At 52.5% G+C, this 25033-nt stretch carries 19 protein-coding genes; all 19 read left to right on the forward strand.

Features of this window, described 5'->3' with window-relative positions; all coding sequences use genetic code 11:
• Nucleotides 1–18: 18 nt before the first annotated feature.
• A complete protein-coding gene (locus KNP84_RS07300; RefSeq protein ID WP_035385678.1) occupies nucleotides 19–4311 on the forward strand; it encodes a PolC-type DNA polymerase III in 4293 nt (1430 codons plus the stop codon).
• Between the two features lie 119 nt (nucleotides 4312–4430).
• On the forward strand, nucleotides 4431–4901 hold the full coding sequence (rimP, locus tag KNP84_RS07305) for a ribosome maturation factor RimP (RefSeq protein WP_021067156.1): 471 nt from the start codon (nucleotides 4431–4433) through the stop codon (nucleotides 4899–4901).
• A 12-nt stretch (nucleotides 4902–4913) separates the two neighbouring features.
• The gene (gene nusA, locus KNP84_RS07310) at nucleotides 4914–6080 is read left to right on the forward strand and encodes a transcription termination factor NusA (RefSeq protein WP_029595684.1); all 1167 of its coding nucleotides are present in this window, start codon (nucleotides 4914–4916) and stop codon (nucleotides 6078–6080) included.
• The gene (gene rnpM, locus KNP84_RS07315) at nucleotides 6077–6355 is read left to right on the forward strand and encodes an RNase P modulator RnpM (protein ID WP_165569410.1); all 279 of its coding nucleotides are present in this window, start codon (nucleotides 6077–6079) and stop codon (nucleotides 6353–6355) included. The genes nusA and rnpM overlap by 4 nt, the downstream gene beginning before the upstream one ends.
• Nucleotides 6352–6648, forward strand: coding sequence for a YlxQ family RNA-binding protein (locus KNP84_RS07320; protein WP_021067159.1), 297 nt, complete (start codon nucleotides 6352–6354; stop codon nucleotides 6646–6648). The genes rnpM and KNP84_RS07320 overlap by 4 nt, the downstream gene beginning before the upstream one ends.
• 21 nt (nucleotides 6649–6669) lie before the next feature.
• The gene (gene infB, locus KNP84_RS07325) at nucleotides 6670–8904 is read left to right on the forward strand and encodes a translation initiation factor IF-2 (protein WP_021067160.1); all 2235 of its coding nucleotides are present in this window, start codon (nucleotides 6670–6672) and stop codon (nucleotides 8902–8904) included.
• An 18-nt stretch (nucleotides 8905–8922) separates the two neighbouring features.
• On the forward strand, nucleotides 8923–9273 hold the full coding sequence (rbfA, locus tag KNP84_RS07330) for a 30S ribosome-binding factor RbfA (RefSeq protein ID WP_021067161.1): 351 nt from the start codon (nucleotides 8923–8925) through the stop codon (nucleotides 9271–9273).
• A gap of 48 nt (nucleotides 9274–9321) precedes the next feature.
• A complete protein-coding gene (gene truB / locus KNP84_RS07335) occupies nucleotides 9322–10230 on the forward strand; it encodes a tRNA pseudouridine(55) synthase TruB (protein WP_215114540.1) in 909 nt (302 codons plus the stop codon).
• Between the two features lie 15 nt (nucleotides 10231–10245).
• A complete protein-coding gene (locus KNP84_RS07340; protein WP_021067163.1) occupies nucleotides 10246–11172 on the forward strand; it encodes a bifunctional riboflavin kinase/FAD synthetase in 927 nt (308 codons plus the stop codon).
• Nucleotides 11173–11296: 124 nt separating this feature from the next.
• Nucleotides 11297–11566: a 30S ribosomal protein S15 gene (gene rpsO / locus KNP84_RS07345; protein WP_015881433.1), complete on the forward strand. Its 270-nt coding sequence runs from the start codon at nucleotides 11297–11299 to the stop codon at nucleotides 11564–11566.
• Nucleotides 11567–11698: 132 nt separating this feature from the next.
• On the forward strand, nucleotides 11699–13915 hold the full coding sequence (pnp, locus tag KNP84_RS07350; protein ID WP_021067164.1) for a polyribonucleotide nucleotidyltransferase: 2217 nt from the start codon (nucleotides 11699–11701) through the stop codon (nucleotides 13913–13915).
• Between the two features lie 50 nt (nucleotides 13916–13965).
• The gene (locus KNP84_RS07355) at nucleotides 13966–15183 is read left to right on the forward strand and encodes a M16 family metallopeptidase (protein WP_021067165.1); all 1218 of its coding nucleotides are present in this window, start codon (nucleotides 13966–13968) and stop codon (nucleotides 15181–15183) included.
• An 83-nt stretch (nucleotides 15184–15266) separates the two neighbouring features.
• Nucleotides 15267–16727: a UDP-N-acetylmuramoyl-L-alanyl-D-glutamate--2,6-diaminopimelate ligase gene (locus KNP84_RS07360; protein ID WP_031200186.1), complete on the forward strand. Its 1461-nt coding sequence runs from the start codon at nucleotides 15267–15269 to the stop codon at nucleotides 16725–16727.
• 3 nt (nucleotides 16728–16730) lie between these two features.
• Nucleotides 16731–17984, forward strand: a complete 1254-nt coding sequence (locus tag KNP84_RS07365) for a lipid II:glycine glycyltransferase FemX (protein ID WP_214836272.1) — start codon at nucleotides 16731–16733, stop codon at nucleotides 17982–17984.
• Nucleotides 17981–18634, forward strand: a complete 654-nt coding sequence (locus KNP84_RS07370; protein ID WP_021067168.1) for a M15 family metallopeptidase — start codon at nucleotides 17981–17983, stop codon at nucleotides 18632–18634. The genes KNP84_RS07365 and KNP84_RS07370 overlap by 4 nt, the downstream gene beginning before the upstream one ends.
• Before the next feature lie 95 nt (nucleotides 18635–18729).
• Complete coding sequence (locus KNP84_RS07375; protein WP_021067169.1) at nucleotides 18730–20397, forward strand: ribonuclease J; 1668 nt, start codon at nucleotides 18730–18732, stop codon at nucleotides 20395–20397.
• Between the two features lie 62 nt (nucleotides 20398–20459).
• Nucleotides 20460–22637 (forward strand): DNA translocase FtsK, encoded by a 2178-nt coding sequence (locus KNP84_RS07380; protein WP_215114541.1) that lies wholly within the window; start codon nucleotides 20460–20462, stop codon nucleotides 22635–22637.
• 401 nt (nucleotides 22638–23038) lie between these two features.
• Nucleotides 23039–23758 (forward strand): GntR family transcriptional regulator, encoded by a 720-nt coding sequence (locus KNP84_RS07385; RefSeq protein ID WP_021067171.1) that lies wholly within the window; start codon nucleotides 23039–23041, stop codon nucleotides 23756–23758.
• A gap of 128 nt (nucleotides 23759–23886) precedes the next feature.
• Nucleotides 23887–24972: a BMP family lipoprotein gene (locus KNP84_RS07390; RefSeq protein ID WP_021067172.1), complete on the forward strand. Its 1086-nt coding sequence runs from the start codon at nucleotides 23887–23889 to the stop codon at nucleotides 24970–24972.
• Nucleotides 24973–25033: the final 61 nt, after the last annotated feature.

The following is a 25033-nucleotide window of genomic DNA, read 5'->3' on the forward strand; positions in this document are numbered from 1 at the left end:
AGGGGGGACTTCTTACCCGTGGAAGCTAATCAAAAAATGCAATTGCTCTTGGGTGACCTCGGCATCACGACCGAAACGGATCAATTCGACGGAGCGGAGCTGTCACGACTCGTCGTCAACAAGCAACGCCGGACATGGACGTTTTATTTCCAATTGCAACACGTGTTGCCGTATGAGGTGTATCAACTATTCATGAGCCGGCTCGAGAGTCGCTATGCGACGTTCGCGGACGAGGTGTACGCTCGGTTCACGACGACGTCAGGTGGGGGCGAACAGGACTATATCGACTATTGGCCCCGAATCGTCAGTGAATTGAGCCAAGTGTCAGGCGCGATGCGCAGTTATTTCGCATCGGTCGCACCGCGCTTCGAGCAGAACAAATTGCTCATCCCGGTGCGCTCGGCCCCTGAGGCGAACTATGTCGATAAAGAGTTATGCCAAGAAGTCCAGGCGCTCTACAGCGCCTATGGCTTTATGAAAAAACCATGCCAAGCGTTGTTCTCAGAAAATGAAGAAGCGAACCAAGCGTTGCGCGAACAAGTCGTCCAAGAAGATTTGGAACAGGCGAAGCTCGCACTCGCGGCGCAGTTCGCCAAGTCGACCGAGACGAACGATGAGCCGGTCACTGAAGTGCGGATGGGCGCCTTGATTAAAGACGAGATTGTCCCAATCAAGACGATTATCGAAGAAGAACGACGCGTCGCCATCCGTGGCCTCGTCTTCTCGGCCGAACGGAAAGAATTGAAGAGCGGGAAGAAACTGTTCACGTTCAAGATGACGGACTATACCGATTCACTCATCGTCAAAGTGTTCGCGCGCGATGACGACGATGACCGTATGCTCAGTGCCGTCAAAAAAGGCATGTGGATTCAAGCAGCCGGTCGGGTCGAGGATGACAGCTTCATGCGCGAACTGTGCATGATGGCGTCACAACTGCAAGAAGTGAAAGTCGAACCGGTCCGGGACGAATGGGCCGGTGAAAAGCGGGTCGAACTGCACGCGCACACGCAGATGAGCCAGATGGACGCGGTCACAAACGTATCGGCCCTCGTCGCACGAGCGGCGAAATGGGGCCACCGTGCCATCGCCATCACGGACCATGCCGGAGTCCAGTCGTTCCCAGAAGCCTATTACGCCGGGAAAAAGAATGACATTAAAGTGCTGTTCGGGGTCGAGGCGAACGTCGTCAATGACGGCGTACCGGTCGCCTATCATCCGACCGACGTCCCGCTCGACGATGCGACGTACGTCGTCTTCGACGTCGAGACAACGGGGCTTTCGGCCGTCTACAATAAAATCATCGAGCTCGCGGGTGTCAAAATCAAGGACGGAGAGATTATCGACCGCTTCGAGGCGTTCGCCGATCCGAAACATCCGCTCTCGGCCACGACGATTGAACTGACGGGTATCACCGATGACATGGTCCATGGCCAGCCCGACCCGGAAGTCATCGCCAAGCAGTTCGTCGATTGGTGCGGGGACGGCATTCTCGTCGCCCATAACGCATCATTCGATATGGGCTTCCTTGAAGCGACGCTCCGGAGCGGTGGGCACGAGCCGGATGACTATCCGGTCATCGACACGCTCGAGCTCGCCCGGACGATTTTACCGACGCTCAAGAACCACCGTCTCAACACGCTCGCGAAGCGATTCGATATCGAATTGACGCAACATCACCGCGCCATCTATGATGCCGAGGCGACGGCTTATTTGCTCATGAAGCTGCTCGAACTCGCCAAACAGATGTTTGAGATGGAAACGCATCGCTCGCTGAACGCGAAAGTCGGGAGCGACGTCTCGAAGATTCGTCCGTTCCATGCGACGATTTATGCGAAAACGAAAAAACCGGGACTCCGGAACTTATACGAACTGATTTCCTTGTCGCACATCGACTACTTGTTCCGCATGGCACGCATGCCTCGCTCGGAGATTATCAAGCGTCGTGAGGGCCTCTTGATCGGTTCGGCGTGCGACAATGGCGAGATTTTCGATGCTGCCCTGAACAAATCGGACGAAGAGCTTGAGAAGATGATGGCGTTTTACGATTTCATCGAGATTCATCCGCCGGCGCTCTATATGCATCTCATCGATAAAGAAATTGTCGCCAACGAACTTGAGTTGCGTGAAATCATCAAACGGATCATTCGCGTCGCAGGTCAGGCCGGACTGCCGGTCTGTGCGACTGGCAACGTCCACTATCTCGACCGGACGGACCGTTCGTATCGGGAGATTTTGATTCGGACGCAAGGTGGCGCCAACTTCATCAACACGCGGAAAGAACTCCCGCACGCTCATTTCCGCACGACGAAAGAGATGATGGAAGACTTCAAATTCCTCGGGGACGAGCTCGCCCGCGAGATCGTCATCACGAACCCGAACGCGATCGCCGATCAAATCGAGTCGATTCAAATCATCCCGGACGACTTGTATACGCCGAAGATTGAAGGGGCCGACGATGAAGTCCGGAATATGAGTTATGATATGGCCCGCTCGATTTATGGAGAACAACTGCCTGAAATCGTCGAAGCTCGGCTCGAGAAAGAGTTAAAGTCGATTATCGGTCACGGGTTTGCGGTCATTTATTTAATCTCGCATAAACTCGTGAAGAAATCGCTCGATGACGGCTATCTCGTTGGGTCACGTGGTTCGGTTGGATCGAGTTTCGTTGCGACGATGACCGAAATCACCGAGGTCAATCCGCTGCCACCGCATTACGTCTGTCCGAAGTGTCAACATTCCCACTTCTTCGACGACGGATCGGTCGGGTCCGGGTATGACCTTCCCGACAAGCAATGTCCGGAGTGCGGGACTTGGTATACGAAGGACGGGCATGATATCCCGTTCGAGACGTTCCTTGGTTTCAAAGGGGACAAAGTACCGGATATCGATTTGAACTTCTCGGGTGAATATCAACCACACGCCCACGCCTACACGAAAGTGTTGTTCGGTGAAGAGTATGTGTATCGTGCCGGTACAATCGGGACGATTGCCGATAAGACGGCGTACGGATACGTGAAAGGCTATGCGACCGAGAACGATAAGATTTATCGGAATGCCGAGGTCGACCGGCTCGTCTCGGGTGTCACCGGCGTCAAACGGACGTCCGGGCAACACCCGGGGGGGATTATCGTCGTCCCAGATTATATGGACATCGCCGAAATTTCGCCGATCCAATATCCGGCCGATGATAAGTCGTCCGAATGGAAGACGACCCACTTCGACTTCCACTCGATTCACGACAACTTGCTCAAACTCGATATTCTCGGTCACGATGATCCGACCGCCATCCGGATGCTCCAAGACTTGTCCGGTATCGATCCGAAGACGATTCCGACGGACGATCCGACGGTCATGAAAATCTTTTCGTCGCCGGAAGTACTCGGTGTCACGCCGGAACAAATCGAATCGAAGACGGGTACGCTAGGGATTCCAGAGTTCGGGACGAAGTTCGTCCGGCAGATGCTCGAAGAGACGAAACCGTCGACGTTCTCCGAACTCGTTCAAATTTCGGGACTGTCTCACGGGACAGATGTCTGGATTGGGAACGCGAACGAACTCATCTATAACGGGACGTGTGAATTGAAAGACGTCATCGGGTGTCGTGATGACATCATGGTCTACTTGATTTATGCGGGCCTCGAACCGTCATTTGCCTTCAAAATCATGGAGTCGGTACGGAAAGGGAAAGGCTTGTCGGAAGACATGGAGACGGAGATGCGGGCCAACGATGTTCCGGAATGGTACATCTCGTCTTGTAAGAAGATCAAGTATATGTTCCCGAAAGCGCACGCCACGGCGTACGTGCTCATGGCCGTCCGGATTGCCTACTTCAAAGTGCATCATCCGATTCTGTATTACGCGACGTACTTCACGGTCCGGGCCGGCGACTTCGATTTGTCGGCGATGATCAAAGGGTCACAGGCCGTGCGTAAAGCGATGTCGGATATCCGTGAAAAAGGATTTGAAGCCACGGCGAAAGACAAAGGCCTCCACACCGTGCTCGAGCTCGCACTCGAGATGTTAGAGCGCGGCATGAAGTTCCAGAACATCGATTTGTACCGTTCGAGCGCGACCGAGTTCTTGATTGAAGGGAACACGCTCATCCCGCCGTTCAATGCCGTCGATGGTCTCGGTACGAACGCGGCGAAAGCGATTGTCGATGCACGTGCCGAAGGACAGTTTTTATCGAAAGAAGACTTGCGCAAACGGGCCAAGTTGTCGAAGACAATCGTCGAGACGCTCGATACGATGAAATGTCTCGAAGGCCTCCCGGATGAGAACCAACTCTCGTTCTTTGATTTTGGGGTGTAAGTTGCGAAAAACCGGGAAAATATGATATATTGGTATCGAACAATGTTGGATACTACGACGGAAAGGAGTAGGGAACCCTACTCCTTTCTTGTATGTAAAAGCCAGAAGGAGGGATGAGAGTGTCCAAAATAACAGAAGTCGTCGAAGCGATCGCGTTGCCGATCGTGGAGCGTGAGAACATGGAATTGGTCGATGTCGAATTCGTGAAAGAAGGGCCAGACTGGTTCTTGCGCGTCTATATCGACAAGCCGGGGGGCGTCGATTTAGATGATTGCGTCAACATCAACGAACAACTCTCGGAAAAACTAAACGATAGCGATCCGATCGAACAAGCCTATTATCTTGACGTCTCGAGTCCCGGTGCCGAACGACCGCTGAAGAAGCCGACCGACTTTGAACGCGCGATTGGAAAGAACGTCTATATCAAGACGTTTGCCCCGATTGAAGGTGCCAAAGAGTTCGAAGGGATTTTGACGGAATATGACGGCGAGACCGCCATCGTCGAGACACGCATCAAGACAAGAAAAAAAGCGATATCGCTACCGGTAGACAAAATTGCACAAGCCCGCCTAGCGGTCACGTTTAGTTAAGGAGAGGTAAAGATGGGGCCACAATTACTCACAACAATCGAACAGATTGCTAACGAAAAAGGAATCGAGAAGGAGATTATCATCGATGCACTTGAGCAGGCGCTCATTTCGGCATACCGCCGAAACGTCGCCAACCCGAATGAAAACGTAAAAGTTGAATTCGACCAAGTGACCGGTGATATTCGTGTCTTCGCACTTCTCGAAGTCGTTGAACGTCTCTCGCATCCCGAGCAACAATTGTCGCTCGAAGAAGCGCATGAGATTGACCCGAACTATGAGTTAGGGGACTTCCATAAAGAAGAAGTCACACCGAGCGACTTCGGTCGCGTCGCGGCGATGACAGCTAAACAAGTCGTCACGCAAAAAATGCGGGAAGCCGAGCGCGAGCGCATCTATAACCACTTCGTCGATAAAGAAGACGAGATCATGACGGGAATTGTGGAACGGTTCGACCCACGCAACTTGTATATCGGTCTTGAAAACAATATCGAAGCGGTGCTCACACCGAACGAGCAGATGCCAAATGAATCGTACCAGATTCATGACCGCATCAAGGTGTATGTCACAAAAGTCGATTCGACGACGAAAGGGTCTGGCGCAGCCATTCAAGTCTCGCGGACGCATCCAGGTCTGTTGCGTCGTCTGTTCGAGCTCGAAGTGCCAGAAATCGCGAGCGGAACGGTCGACGTCATGTCGGTCTCACGCGAAGCGGGTGATCGCTCGAAGATTGCTGTTCATTCAGACATCGTCGATCCAGTCGGCGCTTGTGTCGGTCCGAAAGGGCAACGTGTCCAAACAATCGTCGATGAGCTCAACGGTGAGAAAATCGATATCGTACGTTGGTCGAACGACCCGAAAGAGTTCGTGAAAAACGCACTCAGCCCGGCTCAAGTCGTTGACGTGTACGTCAATGAACCGAATAAATCGACGACGGTCGTCGTGCCAGACTATCAATTGTCACTCGCCATCGGGAAACGCGGTCAAAACGCCCGTCTTGCCGCTAAGTTGACGGGATGGAAAATTGATATTAAGAGCGAGACCGATGCAGAAAGCATGGACTTGTATGATACGTACGCCGAAAAAGTTGAACCGGAGCCAGAAATTGTTCACAATGAAGTGGAACAGACTGACTCGGTTGACGTCGCCCTCGAGCCGACAACGGTGAAAGAAGAGGAATGACCATGAAGCAAAAGAAACTTCCTTTGCGCAAATGTGTGGTCACGCAAGAAATGTTACCGAAACAAGCGTTGATTCGTGTCGTTCGGACGCCGGAAGGTGACGTCGTCATCGATACGTCCGGTAAATTGAACGGACGTGGAGCGTATTTGTCGAAAGATGCGGATGTGATTCGTTTAGCAGAGAAAAAACGGACACTCGATCATCATTTAAAAGTCAAGACGAGTGACGCGCTTTATGAGCAGCTGCTTCAAGCTGTCACAGGAGCCGAATCATGAGTCAGTGGGAATCATTGTTAGGCCTTGCCGCACGTGCGAGGAAAGTAACGATGGGAGAAGAGTTTGTGTTGAAGGATGTGCGAGCTGGCCGAGCCAAGCTTGTCATCCTTGCCGGAGATGCAGGAGCGTCTACGAGAAAACGGGTTACCGACAAGTGTACATCGTATGGTGTTCCATTGATTGAAGTGAGCGACCGATATACGATCGGGGCTGCTTTAGGTAAAGACATGCGAGTCGTCGTGTCTGTGACAGAATCCGGATTTGCGAACAAGCTTAAGCAACTTCTCTCTTAACTATTAACGGAGGTGGATGCTTTGGGAAAACGCGTCTATGAATTTGCAAAAGAACAGAATGTAACAAGTAAACAAGTCATTACTCAGCTCGAGAAAATGAACAAGCCAGTGAAAAACCACATGGCTGTCTTAGATGAGGAGTCGGTCAAGCAACTCGACCGTGTCTTCAATCCTGAGAAATACCGTTCGGCTGACAAACAAGAAAAGCCAGCTGCAACGAAACCAGCTGAAACGAAGTCTGCCGAGTCAAAACCGGCTGACGCGAAACCTGCTGCCAAGCAAGAAGCACCGAAAGCACGCCCACAAGCGTCTGGCGGTCAAAGCAACCAAGCGGGCAACCGTGGTGGCAACCGTTTCGGCAACAACCGCAATGACAACCGCAACAAAAAGCGCGGTGGTAAATTCAAAGGCAAGCCTGCGAAAGCAGCCGTGCCATTAGAAGCGGATCCAAATTCGAAAACGAGTCAGCGTAAAGCAGCTCGTTTAGCGCAAGAGTCTGAAATGGGCAACGTCATCAAGTACGATGATGTACTCAGCGTATCGGACCTCGCTGCGAAGATGGATAAAAAGCCAAACGAGATCATCATGAAGTTGATGGGTCTTGGTGTCATGGCGACAATCAACCAAACACTTGATGACGAGACGATTGAGTTGCTTGCAACTGAATTCGGTTATGAAGTTGAGAAAGAAGTACTCATCGATGAGACGGACTTTGAAGAAGTAGAAATCGACTTCTCTGAGTATGAGCTTGTTGAGCGTCCAGCTGTCGTCACAATCATGGGTCACGTCGACCACGGTAAGACAACACTCCTTGACTCGATCCGCAACACGAAAGTCGTTGCTGGTGAAGCCGGCGGAATCACGCAGCACATCGGTGCTTATCAAGTTGAAGTCAACGATAAAAAGATCACGTTCCTCGATACACCAGGTCACGCCGCCTTTACGACGATGCGTGCTCGTGGAGCCGAAGTGACGGATATCGCGATTATCGTTGTCGCAGCGGATGACGGCGTCATGCCACAGACAGAAGAAGCCATCTCACATGCGAAAGCGGCAAACGTGCCGATTATCGTCGCTGTGAACAAAATGGATAAAGAAGGCGCAAACCCTGACCGCGTCAAACAAGAATTGACAGAGTTCGGTCTTGTACCGGAAGAGTGGGGCGGCGAAACGATTTTCGTACCGATCTCAGCTTTGAAAGACGAAGGAATCGATGAGTTGCTCGAGATGATCTTGCTCGTTTCTGAAGTCGAAGAGTACAAGTCGACGCCTAAAATGCCAGCTCGCGGTTCGGTCATCGAAGCGAAGCTCGACAAAGGCCGCGGTCCTGTCGCCACGCTTCTCGTTCAACACGGGACACTTCGAATCGGTGACTCAATCGTCGTCGGTAGCACGTTCGGACGCGTCCGGGCCATGGTCAACGATATCGGTCGTCGTGTGAAAGAAGTCGGTCCATCGACACCAATCGAAATTACAGGATTGAACGATGTCCCACAAGCCGGGGACCAGTTCATCGTGTTTGAAGATGAGAAGAAAGCACGTGCAATCGGAGAAAAACGTTACCAACGTTACCTCGAATCACAGCGTCGCGAATCGGCTAAAGTTAGTCTTGATGACTTGTTCAGCCGCATTCAAGAAGGCGAAGTCAAAGATTTGAACGTCATCATCAAAGCAGACGTTCAAGGTTCGGCTGAAGCACTCGCTGGTTCACTCCGTAAAATCGACGTCGCAGGCGTTAAAATCAACATCGTCCACCAAGGTGTCGGTGCAATCACAGAAGGTGACGTCATTCTCGCTTCGGCGGCAAATGCGATCATCATCGGATTCAACGTTCGCCCAGATGGTAACGCCCGGTCGATGGCCGAGCAAGAGCATGTTGAAATGCGTCTGCACCGCATCATCTATAACGCAATCGATGAAATCGAAAGCGCGATGAAAGGGATGCTCGACCCTGAGTTCGTTGAAGAAATCACAGGACAAGTTGAAGTCCGTGACGTCTTTAAAGTCTCGAAAGTCGGTACGATTGCCGGCTGTTACGTCACAGAAGGTAAAATCTCACGCGACGCCGGCGTCCGCATCATCCGTAACGGGATTGTTGTGTACGAAGGAAAACTCGATACGCTTCGCCGTTTCAAAGACGACGTCAAAGAAGTCGCGACAGGTTACGAGTGTGGGATTAAAGTAGAGAAGTTCGACGACATCAAAGTGGAGGACGTTATTGAAGCGTTCATCATGAAAGAAGTCGAACGTAAATAAAGCGAGGAGGGAACACGTATGAACATTCGTGCCCAACGCGTCGCAGAGCAGATGCGTAAAGAGATTACAGATATCTTGCTCCGTGAAGTCAACGACCCACGTACGAAGAACGCTACAATCACGAGCGTTGATGTGACGGGAGACTTGCAGCAAGCGACAGCCTACTACACGGTGCTCGGAGACGACGCCACGGTGAAGGCTGAAACGCAAGCTGGTCTTGATAAGGCGAGCGCATTTATTCGCCGCGAGATCGGGAGCCGCATCCGTCTTCGGAAAACGCCAGAATTGTCGTTCGAATACGATTCATCGGTCGCATATGGTAGCCATATCGATTCATTGATTCGTGACTTAAATCGGAACGACCAATAAATTGAAGGGGGGACTCGCGTCTCCCCTTTTTTGATGGGAGGAATTCAGATGGAACCAACTGGCGTATTGATTTTAGATAAAGACAGCGGCATGACGAGCCACGACTGTGTGTTCAAGCTCCGTAAATTGTTCCAAACGAAAAAAGTCGGACATACCGGCACGCTTGACCCGGAAGTGACCGGTGTCCTACCGATTTGCCTCGGACGGGCGACAAAGTTGTCTCGTTTTCTGACCGATGAAGGCAAACGGTACGCCGCCGAGATTACAATCGGAACAGCGACGATGACGGAGGACGCCCATGGCGAGGTCGTCGAGACGCGTGAAGTCGGTCCCGAGGCGTTCACCGCTGCGGAGATCGATCGTGTCCTTGAGAAGCTGACAGGAAAAATCGAGCAAATCCCGCCTTACTTCTCTGCTGTCAAAGTGAACGGTAAGAAATTGTACGAATACGCCCGAAAAGGTCAGACGGTGGACCGACCGCGCCGCATTGTCGAGATTCATCGCCTCGTCCGGACGAATGAGCCGGTCATCGAAGACGGTGTCTGCCGTTTCCGTGTCGACGTCGAGTGTGGCAAAGGGACGTTCATCCGGACGCTCGCCGTTCAAATCGGGGAGCAGCTCGGCTATCCGGCCCATATGAGCGACTTGCGGCGGACCCGGTCTGGTTCGTTTGAGGAAACGGCCGCCGTCACGTTGCAGCAACTGGCCGACCTCGAGACGGTCGAGGAACGAATGAACCACCTCATCCCGCTCGAAGAGGTCATCAAACGTTGGCCGGCCATGACGATTCCAGCCAATCGAGAACGGTATATTCGAAACGGAGGTCGTTTGAACGACGTCTCGCTCGAATTTGAACTGTTTACTGTCTATAATGAAGAAGGAATTCCACTTGCCCTCTATCGACGGCTTGACGGAACAACAGACGCAACTGTCGAGGTCATGTTGACTATCGACTAAAGGGGAGATTGAAGTATGGAAACGATCCATCTGACGTATCCTGAGACACCAGACCTGGTCCCTTCGGTCATGGTGCTCGGATTTTTTGACGGCGTCCACACCGGACATCAGGCCGTGATTCGGCATGCGCAGGCGCAAGCAAAACAGCTTGACGTGCCCGTGACCGTCATCACGTTCGACCCGCACCCGAAACAAGTGTTATCGAACAAACCGGATGCGGTCCGTTACATCACACCGCTCCAGCGGAAATTGAACCGGATTGCCGCACTCGGTGTCGAACGGTGCATCGTCATCACGTTCACGAAAGAGTTGGCGAGCCTGTCGCCACAACAGTTCGTGGATGACTATTTGATTGGTGCCGGTGCGGTCCATGTGACGGCAGGTTTTGACTACTCGTACGGTAAATTCGGCGAGGGGACGATGGAAACGCTGCCGTATCATGCGCGCGGTCGCTTCACGACCTCGGTCGTCGCCGAACAGACGAGCGGCGGCGAAAAAGTGTCGTCGACGCGGATTCGTCAGTTGCTCGGTGCCGGTGATGTCGATGTGGCGAGCGAATTGCTCGGTACGCCGTACGTTATCTGCGGGGAAGTCATCCACGGTGACGCCCGAGGCCGGACGATCGGCTACCCGACGGCGAACGTCGTCATGGACGCATCGTATGTCATGCCGCGTCTAGGCGTCTACGCGACGCGTGTACGGCTTCAGGACGGTCGGACGTTCGACGCGATGACGAACGTCGGTCGGCGGCCGACGTTCTATGCGACCGGTGACGTCTCAATCGAGAGCCACTTGTTCGACTTCTCGGAAGATTTATACGGACAATTGATCGAAATCGAATGGATGCACTATTTACGGGACGAGCGGGCGTTCGACGGACTCGACTCGCTCATCGCCCAACTCAAGCAAGATGAGACGGCCGCTCGGGCAATCCTGTCTTGACTTTGGATGGGTGGTACGGTATCCTATTTTGGTACGCAAAGTACACCGCTTCGCTTGGCTGATCGATTCACCAACGTCGGCTCGGCAACGCGGCAATTTTCTATTAAATGGAGGTGGAGAGGCAATGGCACTCTCAAAAGAACGTAAGAACGAAATCATCGCGGAATACGCGACAAAACAAGGTGACACTGGTTCACCGGAAGTTCAAGTTGCAGTATTGACTGAACAAATCAACACTTTAAACGATCATCTTCGTACACACAAAAAAGACCACCACTCACGTCGCGGTCTTTTGAAAATGGTTGGACGTCGCCGTAACTTGCTTACGTACCTTCGTAACAAGGACGTTACACGTTACCGTGAATTGATTCAACGCCTTGGTCTCCGTCGTTAATCCGAACGGACCATGTGACGGGCTGGGACACTTGTTCCTAGTCCGTTTCTTCTTTTTTAGGAGGAAAATCATTAGACATTCATATGAATGAGTTACATAATAAACTAGATAAGGTTTGAGAGGAGAATGTTCATGTTAGGTACGAAACAAGTATTTTCTACAGAATGGGGCGGGCGTCCGCTGTCTGTAGAAGTCGGGCAACTTGCGAAACAAGCAAACGGCTCGGCACTCGTCCGTTATGGGGACACGGTCGTGCTCGCCACGGTCACAGCATCGAAAGCGCCGAAGGATTTAGATTTCTTCCCGCTCACGGTCAACTATGAAGAAAAATTATACTCGGTCGGTAAAATTCCAGGAGGTTTCCTCCGTCGGGAAGGTCGTCCTGGGGAGAACGCGATTTTGACATCGCGCCTCATCGACCGTCCGATCCGTCCGCTTTTCCCGGATGGCTTCCGTCATGATATCCAAGTGATGATTTACGTCATGTCGAACGACCCGGACTGCCCAGCTGAGATGGCCGGTATGCTCGGAACGTCAATCGCACTCTCGATTTCAGACATCCCGTTCGATGGCCCGATCGCCGGTGCGACAGTCGGACGCGTCAACGGTGAGTTCGTCGTCAACCCGACGACGGCTCAGCTCGAACAGACAGACCTCGAACTCCAAGTCGCCGGAACGGCAACTGCAATCAACATGGTTGAAGCAGGCGCCAACGAAGTACCGGAAGACGTCATGCTCGAGTCAATCTTGTTCGGTCATGAAGAAATCAAGAAATTGGTCGCTTTCCAAACGGAAATCGTCGAAGCTGTCGGGAAACCGAAGTTCGAATACACGGTATCGAAATTTGATGACGCCTTGACGGCTGAGCTCGAAGCAGCTCGTCCAGAAATCAACGCTGCGGTTCAAGTCGAAGAGAAGCATGCGCGTGATGCAGCAATCAACGAAGTGATTGCCAAGTACGTCGCCATCTACGAAGAGCGCCTCGTCGACGAGCCGGCCAAGTTGAAAGAAGTGTCTGGCATCTTGAACAAATTTGTCAAAGATGAAGTTCGCCGTCTCATCACGGTCGATAAAGTTCGTCCGGACGGTCGTCGCCCGGAAGTCATCCGTCCACTTGCGTCGGAAACGGGCTTATTGCCACGCGCCCACGGCGTTGGATTGTTCACACGTGGACAAACACAAGTCATGTCGGTGGCGACACTCGGCGTCATCGGAGATGCTCAAATCATCGACGGCATCGGTCTCGAAGAGAACAAGCGCTTCATGCACCATTACAACTTCCCGCCGTTCTCGGTCGGAGAAGCTCGTCCGGTGCGTGCGCCAGGTCGTCGTGAAATTGGTCACGGTGCTCTCGGAGAACGTGCGTTGCTCCCGGTCATCCCGAAAGAAGCCGACTTCCCGTACACGATTCGTCTCGTCTCGGAAGTACTCGAGTCGAACGGTTCAAGTTCACAGGCGTCAATCTGTGGCTCGACACTCGCTCTCATGGATGCAGGGGTTCCAATCAAGGCACCGGTTGCCGGGATTGCGATGGGTCTCATCATGGAAGGCGAACATTACACGGTTCTCACGGACATCCAAGGACTCGAAGATCACCTCGGTGACATGGACTTCAAAGTCGCTGGAACGAAAGACGGGATCACGGCGCTCCAAATGGATATCAAAATCGCCGGAATCACGCGTGAGATTTTGGAAGAGGCACTCGAACAAGCACGTTCAGGCCGTCTCCACATCTTGAATCATATGCTTGAGACGCTCGACGCACCGCGTCCGCAGTTGTCGAAGTATGCACCGAAAATCGTGACGATGACGATCAATCCGGATAAGATCCGCGATGTGATTGGACCGGGCGGGAAGATGATTAACAGCATCATCGACCAAACGGGCGTCAAAATCGATATCGAGCAAGACGGAACGGTCTTCATCGCGTCGACCGATCAAGATGGCATCGATATGGCGATGGCCCTCATCGGCGACATCGTCCGTGAAGTCGTCGTCGGCGAAGAGTTCGATGCAACGGTCCGCCGCATCGAGAAGTTCGGCGCGTTCGTCGAATTGTTCAAAGGGAAAGACGCGCTCGTCCACGTCTCTGAGTTCAGCTTAGAGCGTGTCGCGAACGTGGAAGACGTCGTTAAACTCGGCGATACAATCAAAGTCCGTGTGACAGAGATTGACGACAAAGGCCGAGTCAATGCCTCACACAAAGTGCTCATCCTTGAAGGATTGTCACCGGAAGAACGTGAAGCATACGAAGCAAAACGTAAAGCGCAGCGCGAAAGCCGTCCACCACGTGACAGCCGTCCGCCGCGTCGTGACGGAGACCGTCGTCCGCCACGCTCGACAAACTAATCATGATGGCCATCGTCTGGTGCGATGGCCTTTTTCATAGGAGTGATAACATGGAATGGATCACATTAGACAACGGCGTCCGCATCGTGATTGAACCGATGGCGGATGTCCGCAGCACGTCGACCGGTGTCTTTATCAAAGCCGGAACTCGGACCGAAGACATGACCGAGATCGGTATCAGCCACTTGATTGAACATATGTTATTTAAAGGAACGAAGACGCGAACGGCAAAAGAAATCGCGTCGTTCTTCGATGAGCTCGGAGGCAGCGTCAACGCGTTCACGTCGAAAGATCATACGTGCTATTACGTGAAGACGCTTGACGAGCACGCGGTCATCGCGTTCGATGCGCTCGCCGACATGCTGTTCGATTCGTTATTTGATGAGACGGAGCTCGAGAAAGAGAAGCGGGTCGTCTTAGAAGAGATTAAAATGTATGAGGACACACCGGAAGACCTCGTCCACGAGCTGCTCGCGAAAGCCGTCTATAAGGACGACATCCTTGCCGAACCGATTCTCGGGACGGAAGCGAGCGTCCTCGGACTATCGCGGGACCAACTGCTCCGTTACGTCGCTTCGACGTACACGGGCAATCGTGTCGTCGTTTCAATTGCCGGGCATGTGACCGATGAATTGATTGAGGCGGTCAAGACAAGGTTTGCCGACCTCCCATCAGGGGAATCTCCGAAAGAATCGACGACTCCGATTTTATACAGTGACGTGATGAAAAAACAGAAAGAGACAGAGCAAGCACACCTCTGTTGGAACTTTGAGGCGATTGCCGCCAAAGATGACCGTCTGCCGCATTTGGCCTTGATGAACAACGCCATCGGGGCCACGATGTCATCGCGTCTTTTCCAGTCGATTCGAGAAGAAGAGGGGCTGGCATACTCGATTTACTCGTACTACACGACGTTCGATGACCACGGGACGTTCACCATCTATATCGGGACATCTCCGGATACGCTCGCCCAAGTCGAGACGATTATGACGCGCGAACTCGAGACGTTGATTGCGGATGGATTGTCCGACGAGGAAGTCGAGAAAGGCAAGCGCCAATTGAAAGGCTCGCTCGTCCTGGGGAATGAGAGTACGAGTGCCCGCATGAACCGAAACGGTCGAAACCTCGTCCTGCTCGACGATGTCGAAGACTTGAACGAGGTGCTCGATAAAATCGATCGCATCGATGTGCATGGTGTCAACGCCTTAATCAGAGAGGTGCTCAGCCACGCCCCTGCCAAATCTTATGTCCTTCCGTCCGAAGACTGACTTGAAACCGAATTGTAAGTTCTCTACACTGATTAAGAGGTATTCTTTACTTTGGACAGGAACAGGTGAAAGAAGGGAAAGACTTGAACTTAACGGATTTAGCTAAACACATTCAATTGATTAATCAACCAAACTTACAAGCCATCCCAGTGACCCATGTGACGACCGACTCGAGAGAAGTCGTCCCTGGGACGCTGTTCGTCGCCATCAAAGGCTATACGGTCGACGGCCATGACTATGCCGAATTGGCGGTCAGCAAAGGGGCCGTCGCCGTCGTCAGCGAGCGTCCGCTCTCGTTAAGCGTACCGAACTTGATCGTGCGCGACAGCACACGATCGGTCGGCCTCTTAGCGTCGGCGTTCTATCAGTATCCGTCTGAACAGATGCGTCTGTTCGGGATCACAGGGACGAACGGCAAGACGACGACAACGACGATTTTGCGCGACGTCCTCACCGAGCTCGGTCATAGCACCGGATTGATCGGCACGGTCGAGGTCCGCATCAACGATACGGTCGTCCCAAGTAAAAATACGACACCGCAAAGCTCGGAGCTCCAACAGTTGCTCGCCCGGATGCACGCAGAAGGCGTGACCGATGTGATGATGGAAGTGTCATCGCACGGACTCGAACTCGGCCGTGTCATCGGGACGGACTTTGATATCGTCGGTTTCACGAACTTGACGCACGACCATCTCGATTTCCACGGCACGTTCGAGAACTATGCGCGAGCGAAAGGCCTACTGTTCGCACAACTCGGACAGATGGCGTCACGTCACAAGGTCGCCGTACTGAACGCAGACGACCCGTATAGCAAGCTGTATGAGACGATGACAGGGGCGCGAGTGATTACTTATGCGATTGACGCGATGGCAGACGTGACGGCATCAGATATCGTTCAGACGCTGTCAGAGACGAGCTTTTGCCTCAACTATCAAGGCGAACGCCATCCGTTGACGGTTCAATTCATCGGCCGCTTCAACGTGTATAACATCTTGCTCGCGACAGGTTGCCTGCTCGCGGCAGGCTATCGCTTGCCCGAAATCGTCCAGGCGCTCGAAGCGATCCATCCGGCCAAAGGACGCATGCAACGCCTCGATGTGCCGGGCTATAACGTCTATGCGGATTACGCCCACACGCCCGACGGTATCGAGCAATGCTTGAAGTCGCTCGTCGGCGTGCCGAAAGAGAAGATTGTGTTCTTAATCGGGACAGGCGGAAATCGTGACGTTACGAAGCGACCGACGATGGGAGAGATGGCCTCGAAGTATGCGGGAACGGTCGTCATCACGACGGACGATCCACGCTTTGAAGCCTACGACTCAATCACGAGCGGCATCGCTGCCGGGATGACCCACGACAATTTCGTTGAAATCGGGGACCGCGAAGAGGCGGTCCGCTACGCGGCCAAATTGGCCGAGTCCGATAACATCGTCGTCCTGGCCGGCAAAGGACATGAGAAATATCAAATCATTGGCAATGAGAAAATTCCGCTAGATGAAGAAGCAATCGTCCGAGCGACAATTTTGAAGACGGAGGAATCATGATTTATGGCAGTACAACCGATCACCTTGACAGAAAAAGAGCATGACGAGTTCGTCAAAACACATGACCGTGGGGATTTGCTTCAACTCTCAAGTTGGGCCAACGTCAAACGACAAAACGGCTGGTTCGCCGAGCGGATCGCCGTCGCGACCGGTGGTGTGACGAGCGGGGTCGCATTACTCTTGTTCAAACGCGTACCTAAACTCCCGTTCACGCTTTGCTACGCGCCGCGCGGTTTCGTCGTCGACTATGACGATGTGGCTTCGTTGACCGCGTTGACCGAAGAAGCGAAACGGGTCGCCAAGGCGAACAAAGCGATCACCGTGAAAATTGATCCGAATATCGATCGAGATGAAGTGCCAGGTCTATTGACCGAGATGGCGAGTCTTGGCTTCGCCCATAAAGGATACGGCGGCGGGTTCGATTACGCCCAGCCTCGGTTCACGATGGAGACGGACTTGCGTCCGAGCGAGAAAGAGATTTTTGGCAAGTTCCATCATAAGTTCCGCTATAACGTGCGTTTGGCAGAACGAAAAGGAATCGTCTGCACGGAAGTCGGTCGCGATGGTCTCCAGACGTTCGCGGAGTTGATGAAAGTGACAGGCGAGCGGGACGGCTTTGCCATCCGGGGCCTTGATTACTTCGAGAACTTATACGATTGCCTGCAGCCAGGGGACGCGCGTCTGTTCTTGACGAAACTCGAACCGAAGCTCGCGCTCGACCAACAGATGGCCACGCTCGAAAAAGCCGAACGTGACCTCGGCAAGATTGAACGTTCCCTCGAGACGGAGACGGTGGAGAAGAAACGGACAAGTCTGTTGAACCGTCAAAAGCAGACGGGCGAACAGATTGAAAAGATTAAAGCTGCGTTGCCGGAACTGAATGAGTTGCACGACAAGTACCCGAACGGGCTCGTCTTATCGGGCGGTCTGTTGACGTTAGCCGGACGACGCTCGTATTACTTGTACGGCGCGTCTTCGAACGAGTTCCGTGACTTCATGCCGAACCACCTCATGCAATGGACGATGATGCAAGCGGCCAAGGCGAGCGGGGCCGAACGCTATGATTTCGGTGGCGTATCAGGCAGCACCGACGCCGATGATGAGTATGCGGGTCTGTATGCGTTCAAATCAGGTTGGGGTAGCGATATGATCGAGAAGGTTGGCGAGTTCGATCTCGTCTTGAATCGTCCGCTCTATTTCGCCCTTGAAACAGGATTACCGCTCGTCAAAGGACTCCGTAAACGGTTGCGCCGATGAAATGGACCGGCGTCTTGACGTTCGCGATGACGGCTTTTTTAGTCGGAATCTTTTTAGCGTATACGTTGTCACGTCCGGGGCCGATGCCATGGGTCGATGAACCGACGTTCGAGGCGGGGATGTGTGAGCGCAACTCGCGCTCGGAAGCGGTCATCGTCGAGCGTAGCGAGAAGGCGTTCGCCAAACTGCATCCGCACGTCCGGGAGCGGAGTGAATCTTTCGTACGGCTAGCCTATTCGTGCCTCGGTCTCGAGGTTCGCCTGACGTCAGGATACCGTTCAGCCGATGAGCAGAACGCCCTGTACGCCCAAGGTCGTTCGAAACCAGGTCAAGTCGTGACGAACGCCAAAGCAGGTGAGAGCTACCATAACTATGGCCTTGCCGTCGACTTCGTCATCATTCACAACAACCGCGCCGACTATGATTTGGAGTCGGACCACAATCGGTCGGATGAACCGGATTGGCAAGAACTAGGGGAGCTCGGCAAGGCGCTCGGCTTCGAATGGGGCGGGGATTGGAGAAGTTTTCCGGATTACCCACACTTACAAATGGACTTCGGTTTGTCGATTCGTCAGCTCGCTTCCGGGAAACGTCCGGATGACAAAGCGACGATGCCGCTTGCCGATGTGATGAAACCTCTCGTCGATTGAACGGAAATGTTGGCATATCAGCAGTTTTCCGATACAATATTCAGTAGCGATAAGTGGACGAAACAGAATATGCAACATCTAGGAGGTTTTTGTTAGTGTCAAAGAAGAAGACAGAGAACGTTAGCGTCTTTGCGCTTGGAGGCGTAGGCGAAATCGGGAAGAACATGTACGTCGTGGAACTAGACGACGACATCTTCGTCATCGATGCCGGCCTTATGTTCCCAGGCGATGAGATGCTCGGGATTGATATCGTCATCCCGGACATTACGTATTTGAAAGAAAATAAAGATCGGGTACGCGCGATTTTCATCACACACGGTCACGAAGACCATATCGGTGGACTCAGCTACGTACTCCGTGATTTGAAACACGTTCCCGTATATGGGACGAAATTGACGCTCGGTTTAATCGAGCTCAAATTGAAAGAGGCTGGCTTATTGAAAGAAGTCGACCTCCGATTGATTGACGCCAAAACGAAATTGACTATCGCTGATCATTTCATCACTTTCTTCCGCGTCAACCACTCGATCCCGGATTGTGTCGGGGTCTGTATCCAAACGTCACAAGGTGCCATCGTTCACACGGGCGACTTCAAGTTTGACTACACACCGGTCGATGGGAAACAGTCAGACTTCAACAAGTTGGCGGCCATTGGCCAACGGGGCGTCCTTTGCCTCTTGTCGGATTCGACGAACGCGGAACGTCCGGGTCAAACCGGTTCGGAATCGCTCGTCGGGGCCGAGTTGAACGACGTCATCTATCAAGCCGAAGGCCGCGTCATCGTCGCGTCATTCGCCTCGAACGTGCACCGTCTGCAACAAGTGTTCGCGGCAGCCGAAGCGAACGACCGTAAAGTGGCCGTCGTCGGCCGCAGCATGGTCAATATCGTCGAAGTGGCCCAGAAGCTGAACTACTTGCGCTTCAAGCCGAAGACGCTCGTCGAGCTTTCACAAGTGAATCGCTTGCCTGACAACAAAGTCGTCATCTTGACGACTGGTTCGCAAGGTGAGCCGATGGCGGCCTTGACGCGCATGGCGCGCAACGCCCATAAACAAGTGAACATCCGCCTGAACGATACGGTCGTCATCGCGGCGACGCCGATTCCGGGGAACGAGAAGTCTGTCTCGAAGACGATTGACCTGCTCTTCCGCTCAGGCGCCAACGTCATCTATAACCAACGCAAAGTACACGTCTCGGGACACGGTTCGGCCGAAGAGCTCAAGCTCATGTTGAACCTCGTCAAACCGAAGTACTTCCTCCCGATTCACGGGGAGTACCGGATGCAGATGGCCCACTCGAAACTCGCCGAGCAAGTCGGTGTGAAGTCGAACAACATCTTCATCGTTGAAAAAGGGGATGTCGTCGAGTTCACGGGCCGCAAAGCCCGGATGAGCCGCAAAGTGCCGGCTGGAAACGTCTTAATCGACGGAATCGGTGTCGGGGACGTCGGGAATATCGTGCTCCGTGACCGTCGTCTCTTGTCACAAGACGGTGTCGTTCTCTGTGTCGTCACGTTGAACCGGAAACAGAAGAAATTGATTTCAGGACCTGAACTCATCTCGCGTGGATTCGTCTATATGCGTGAATCGGAAGAGATGATTTCAGAAGCGAACCGCATCGTCACGAAACAGATTGAGAAGAGTCTCCAAGCTGGAAGTGATTGGACCGAATTGAAATCAAATATCCGCGAACGGCTCAGCGTCTATTTGTACGAGCAGACGAAACGTCGTCCGATGATCTTGCCGATCATCATGGAGATTTAAAGAATTGAGATTAAGGCAAAAGTCATCAGACTTTTGCCTTGTTTTTTTAGGAGGAATCTAAGGTGGCACAAAAAACGAGAAAAACTCCGGTAAAGCGGAAGCGACCGACGACGAGACGTGCGAAAAAACAGCCCATCCCACTGCGTACATATGGCTGGATCGCCTTCGTTCTGTCGATTACGGCCTTCATCTTTTCCCTGTTCGATTTCGGATGGGTCGGCAATCAGACGTCGCTTCTCGCGACGACGTTGTTCGGGGGCTGGGGGGCGCTTACGTATTTGGCAATCGCGTTCACGTTGCTCGTCTTCTTAAATGAGTTTCGCCCAATGCAACGGACCGGGATTCTATTGTTGTTCACGTCGTTTCTCATGTTCGGGGACTTGGTATGGGGGGCCGAACGAGGCGAGGTCAACGGGGCGCTCTATCGACTCAACCAATATTTGCTCTCTGACTTCGGGATCGTCTTTTTAGGCGCCCTCTGCATGATTGTCGGGATTTCCCTATTGTCGCCAACGATTTGGCGGACGATGGGTTCGCGGCTACTTGAGACGGGCACGGCCATCAAACAAGAGTGGCACGACCGGGAACGGGTCAAACCGGCCCCTGTGAAGCGTCAGAAGGCTGTTCCGTCCCCGGCGAAGGTCGTGGAACCGTCACCTGCCGAAGCGGAGTCTGAGGCGGATGCGGTGACGATGCATGATATCCCAATCGTCGGGTTCAGCGAGAAAGTCGTCGCCGAGAAACGTCCGAAAACGGAGGAGTCGGCCCCGTCGGAAGAAGTGGCCGACCTGCCGACCGAGGATATGATGATGACGGCATCACAGGATGTATCGGATACGTATGAGCTTCCGACGTTCACCATTCTCAGTGAACCGGTCGTGACCGATTTGTCCGGCGAGAACGCCCGCTTGAAAGCGAATGCGACAAAACTCGTCCAAACGCTCAAATCGTTCGGCGTCGGCGTGAAAGTATTGAAGATTCATCTCGGGCCCACCGTGACGAAATATGAACTGCAACCGGATATCGGGGTCAAAGTGAGCCGCATCACCTCGCTCAGTGACGATCTTGCCCTCGCGCTCGCGGCGAAAGATATCCGCATCGAGGCACCGATCCCGGGCAAAGCAGCCATCGGGATTGAAGTGCCGAACCAGGAAGTGGCCCCGGTCTGTCTCCGTGAAGTGCTCGAAGCTGATCCGGTCAAGCGGGAACAGTCGCCGCTCCTCGTCGCATTGGGCCGCAGCATCAGCGGTGAGACGGTGACGATCGCCTTGAACAAGATGCCGCATTTGCTCGTCGCCGGTTCGACCGGTTCGGGGAAATCGGTCTGCATCAACGGAATGATCGTGTCGCTCTTGATGCGGACGCGTCCTGATGAGGTCCGGCTCATGATGATTGACCCGAAAATGGTCGAGTTGAACGTCTATAACGGTGTCCCACACTTATTGACGCCGGTCGTGACGGATCCGAAGAAAGCGGCCCAAGCGCTCAAACAAGTCGTCGCCGAGATGGAGCGGCGCTATGAGCTGTTCAGCCGCTACGGAGTCCGGAACATCGAAGGCTATAACGAACTCGTCGATAAGTCGGACGACGAGGACGCGAAGCGTCTGCCGTTCATCGTCGTCATCGTCGATGAGCTCGCCGACTTGATGATGGTCGCCTCGAACGACGTCGAGGACGCGATTATGCGTCTCGCCCAGATGGCTCGGGCAGCCGGCATTCATATGGTACTTGCCACGCAGCGTCCATCGGTCGATGTCATCACCGGTGTCATCAAAGCGAACATCCCGTCACGGATCGCGTTCGCGGTCTCGTCGCAAACGGATTCCCGGACGATTCTTGACGGCGGCGGTGCGGAAAAGCTGCTCGGACGGGGTGACATGCTCATGCTCGCCAACGGGATGAACAAACCGATTCGTGTCCAAGGTGCGTTCGTCTCGGATCAAGAAGTCGAGACGGTCGTCAATCACGTCATCGCCCAACAACGGGCCCAGTATGTCGAGGCGATGATGCCGAAAGAAGAGGAAGTCACGACGATCGACTCGGACGATTCATTGTTCGAAGAAGTCGTTCAATTCATCTTGACGCAAGAGACGGCTTCCACTTCGATGATTCAACGAAGATTCCGCATCGGTTATAATCGAGCCGCCCGATTGATCGATTCGCTCGAACAGGCTGGATATGTCGGGCCGTCAGAAGGCTCAAAGCCGCGGAAAGTGCTCATTAACCAACCAGAGGGTTAAATATTAAAACGAACGATTAGGTGTAAGAAAACCTAATCGTTCGTTTTTTATATAATTTCAGATAATCCGGTTCAAACGTGATGATCGGGGTCGACGTCATGTTAGGATGAACTAATATAGCACATCTGACCTATTATAGACATTAAGACATACTACTAAAATCGTTGAACCGCTTTCATTTTTTAATACCGTTTACATTTTACGTTTTCTTTTCAAACGGCTTCACAACAGGTAATATAGACTAAGAGGTATACATAATCCCTTCACTTTAAAATATTTCCCTGATTCCGAACAAAAAGTATTGCGTTCTAATTCTCGAATCCCTATACTTAATATTGGCAAGGACATTCATACGTCAGATGTCTGAGCACTGGTTAGAATAGGTAAAGGTGGTGAGGCCCATGTCGATCAAGCTCGATCATCGCTTGCTCTATCTTCGCGTGATTGAGAAAATCAAGCAAGATATCGACGATGGTGTCTATCGTGAAGGAGAGAAACTTCCTTCAGAGTTCGAGTTGTCGAAGCAACTAGGAGTCAGTCGAGCGACACTCCGGGAAGCCCTTCGTATCCTCGAAGACGAGAAATTTGTCGTGCGGAAACATGGCGTCGGAACATTTATCAGTTCAAAACCCCCGTTCACTTCAGGGATTGAAGAACTGTTCAGTGTCACGGACATGATCATGCGCGCCAAGATGACACCAGGAACGAAAGTATTGGTGGCCGAAAAGGTTCTAGCGACCGAGAGAGAAGCTGAGCGTCTGAAAATCGAACCGAACTCGCCGATTTATCGGATCGTGCGGATTCGTTATGCAGACGAGACACCAGTTGTATACTGTGTCGATAAAATTCCGGCCCACCTCGTCTCGAATCCTAAAGCGTTGACGGAAGGTAAGTCGTTGTTTGATGCGCTCGAACAAGAGGTAGGACGTCGGGTCGCTTATGCGATCACGCACATCGAACCGAGTGTGAACGCGGAAATCTCGACGCAACTTCAAACGGACCAACCGTTACTGGCATTAAAGCAATTGCATTACGATGAGAGCGACTTACCGCTGCTCGATTCGGCGAACTTTTTCCGAGCGGACCGCTTCGACTTCCACGTCGTTCGCAAACGCGTCTAAGCACGTTCGTTTTATCCGGAAACGGTTATTTTTGGGGAACAGCGTGAAAGCGCTTTCTTATACCGGTGTAAAGACTACTGATGACATGACAACCTTAATTGTTATGATCCGAAAGGGGAAACACGACGATGAACAAGAAAAAAACGATTCTCTCAGCTTTAGCAGCAGGTCTCACACTCTCAACAGTACTCGCAGCATGTGGCGGGGATGACAATGAAGGTGCTTCAAACGGCGAAGGCGGCGGCGAAGGCAGCGACTTCAAAGTAGCCATGGTAACCGATACTGGCGGTGTCGATGATAAATCGTTCAACCAATCAGCTTGGGAAGGTCTTACGAAGTTCGGGAAAGACAACAGCTTGACTGAGAACGAAGGCTTCAAATATCTTCAATCTTCAAAACAAGCGGATTATCAGCCTAACTTGCAACAATTGGCACGCGATAATTTCAACTTGATTTATGGAATCGGCTTCTTGATGGGCGAAGACATCCAAAAAGTTGCTGAGCAGTTCCCAGATAACAACTTCGCAATCGTCGACATGGTCGTTGATGCACCGAACGTCGCATCGATCACGTTCAAAGAGCAAGAAGGTTCGTTCCTCGTCGGTGTTGTCGCTGGTCTTACTACGAAAACTGACAAAGTTGGATTCGTCGGTGGCGTTGAGTCTGACTTGATCAAGAAGTTCGAGAACGGTTATAAAGCTGGTGTCATGGCCGTTAACCCGGATGCAACAATTGACGTGAAGTACGCTGAAGACTTCAACTCAGCTGAAAAAGGTACAGCAATCGCTTCAGGTATGTACGGAGCAGGTTCTGATATCGTGTATCACGCAGCAGGCGGTACTGGGGTAGGGGTATTCACAGAAGCGAAAAACCGTAAGAAGAACGGCGAAGATGTATGGGTCATCGGTGTTGACCGTGACCAATACGAAGAAGGTCTTCCAGAAAACGTAACGCTTACTTCAATGGTCAAACGTGTTGACACGGCTACTTACGAAGTATCGAAACTTGCAATGGAAGATAAATTCCCTGCAGGCGAAATCGTTGAGTTCTCTTTGAAAGACGATGGAGTAGGGATTGCTGAAACATCTGATGAGAACGTTGCAGCTGACGTCCTCACAAAAGTTGAAGAGTACCGCACACAGTTGATCGACGGAGACATCACGGCTCCAGCGACTGACGCTGAGTTCGAAGAGTTCATGAAAACAGTAAAATAATTCATTGAGTTAGGGGGGACCCATGCGGTCTCCCTTTACTTAAAGTTAGGGGTGGACTTTC

This window comes from Exiguobacterium sp. s70 (assembly GCF_018618315.1).
GTDB lineage: Bacteria > Bacillota > Bacilli > Exiguobacteriales > Exiguobacteriaceae > Exiguobacterium > Exiguobacterium chiriqhucha.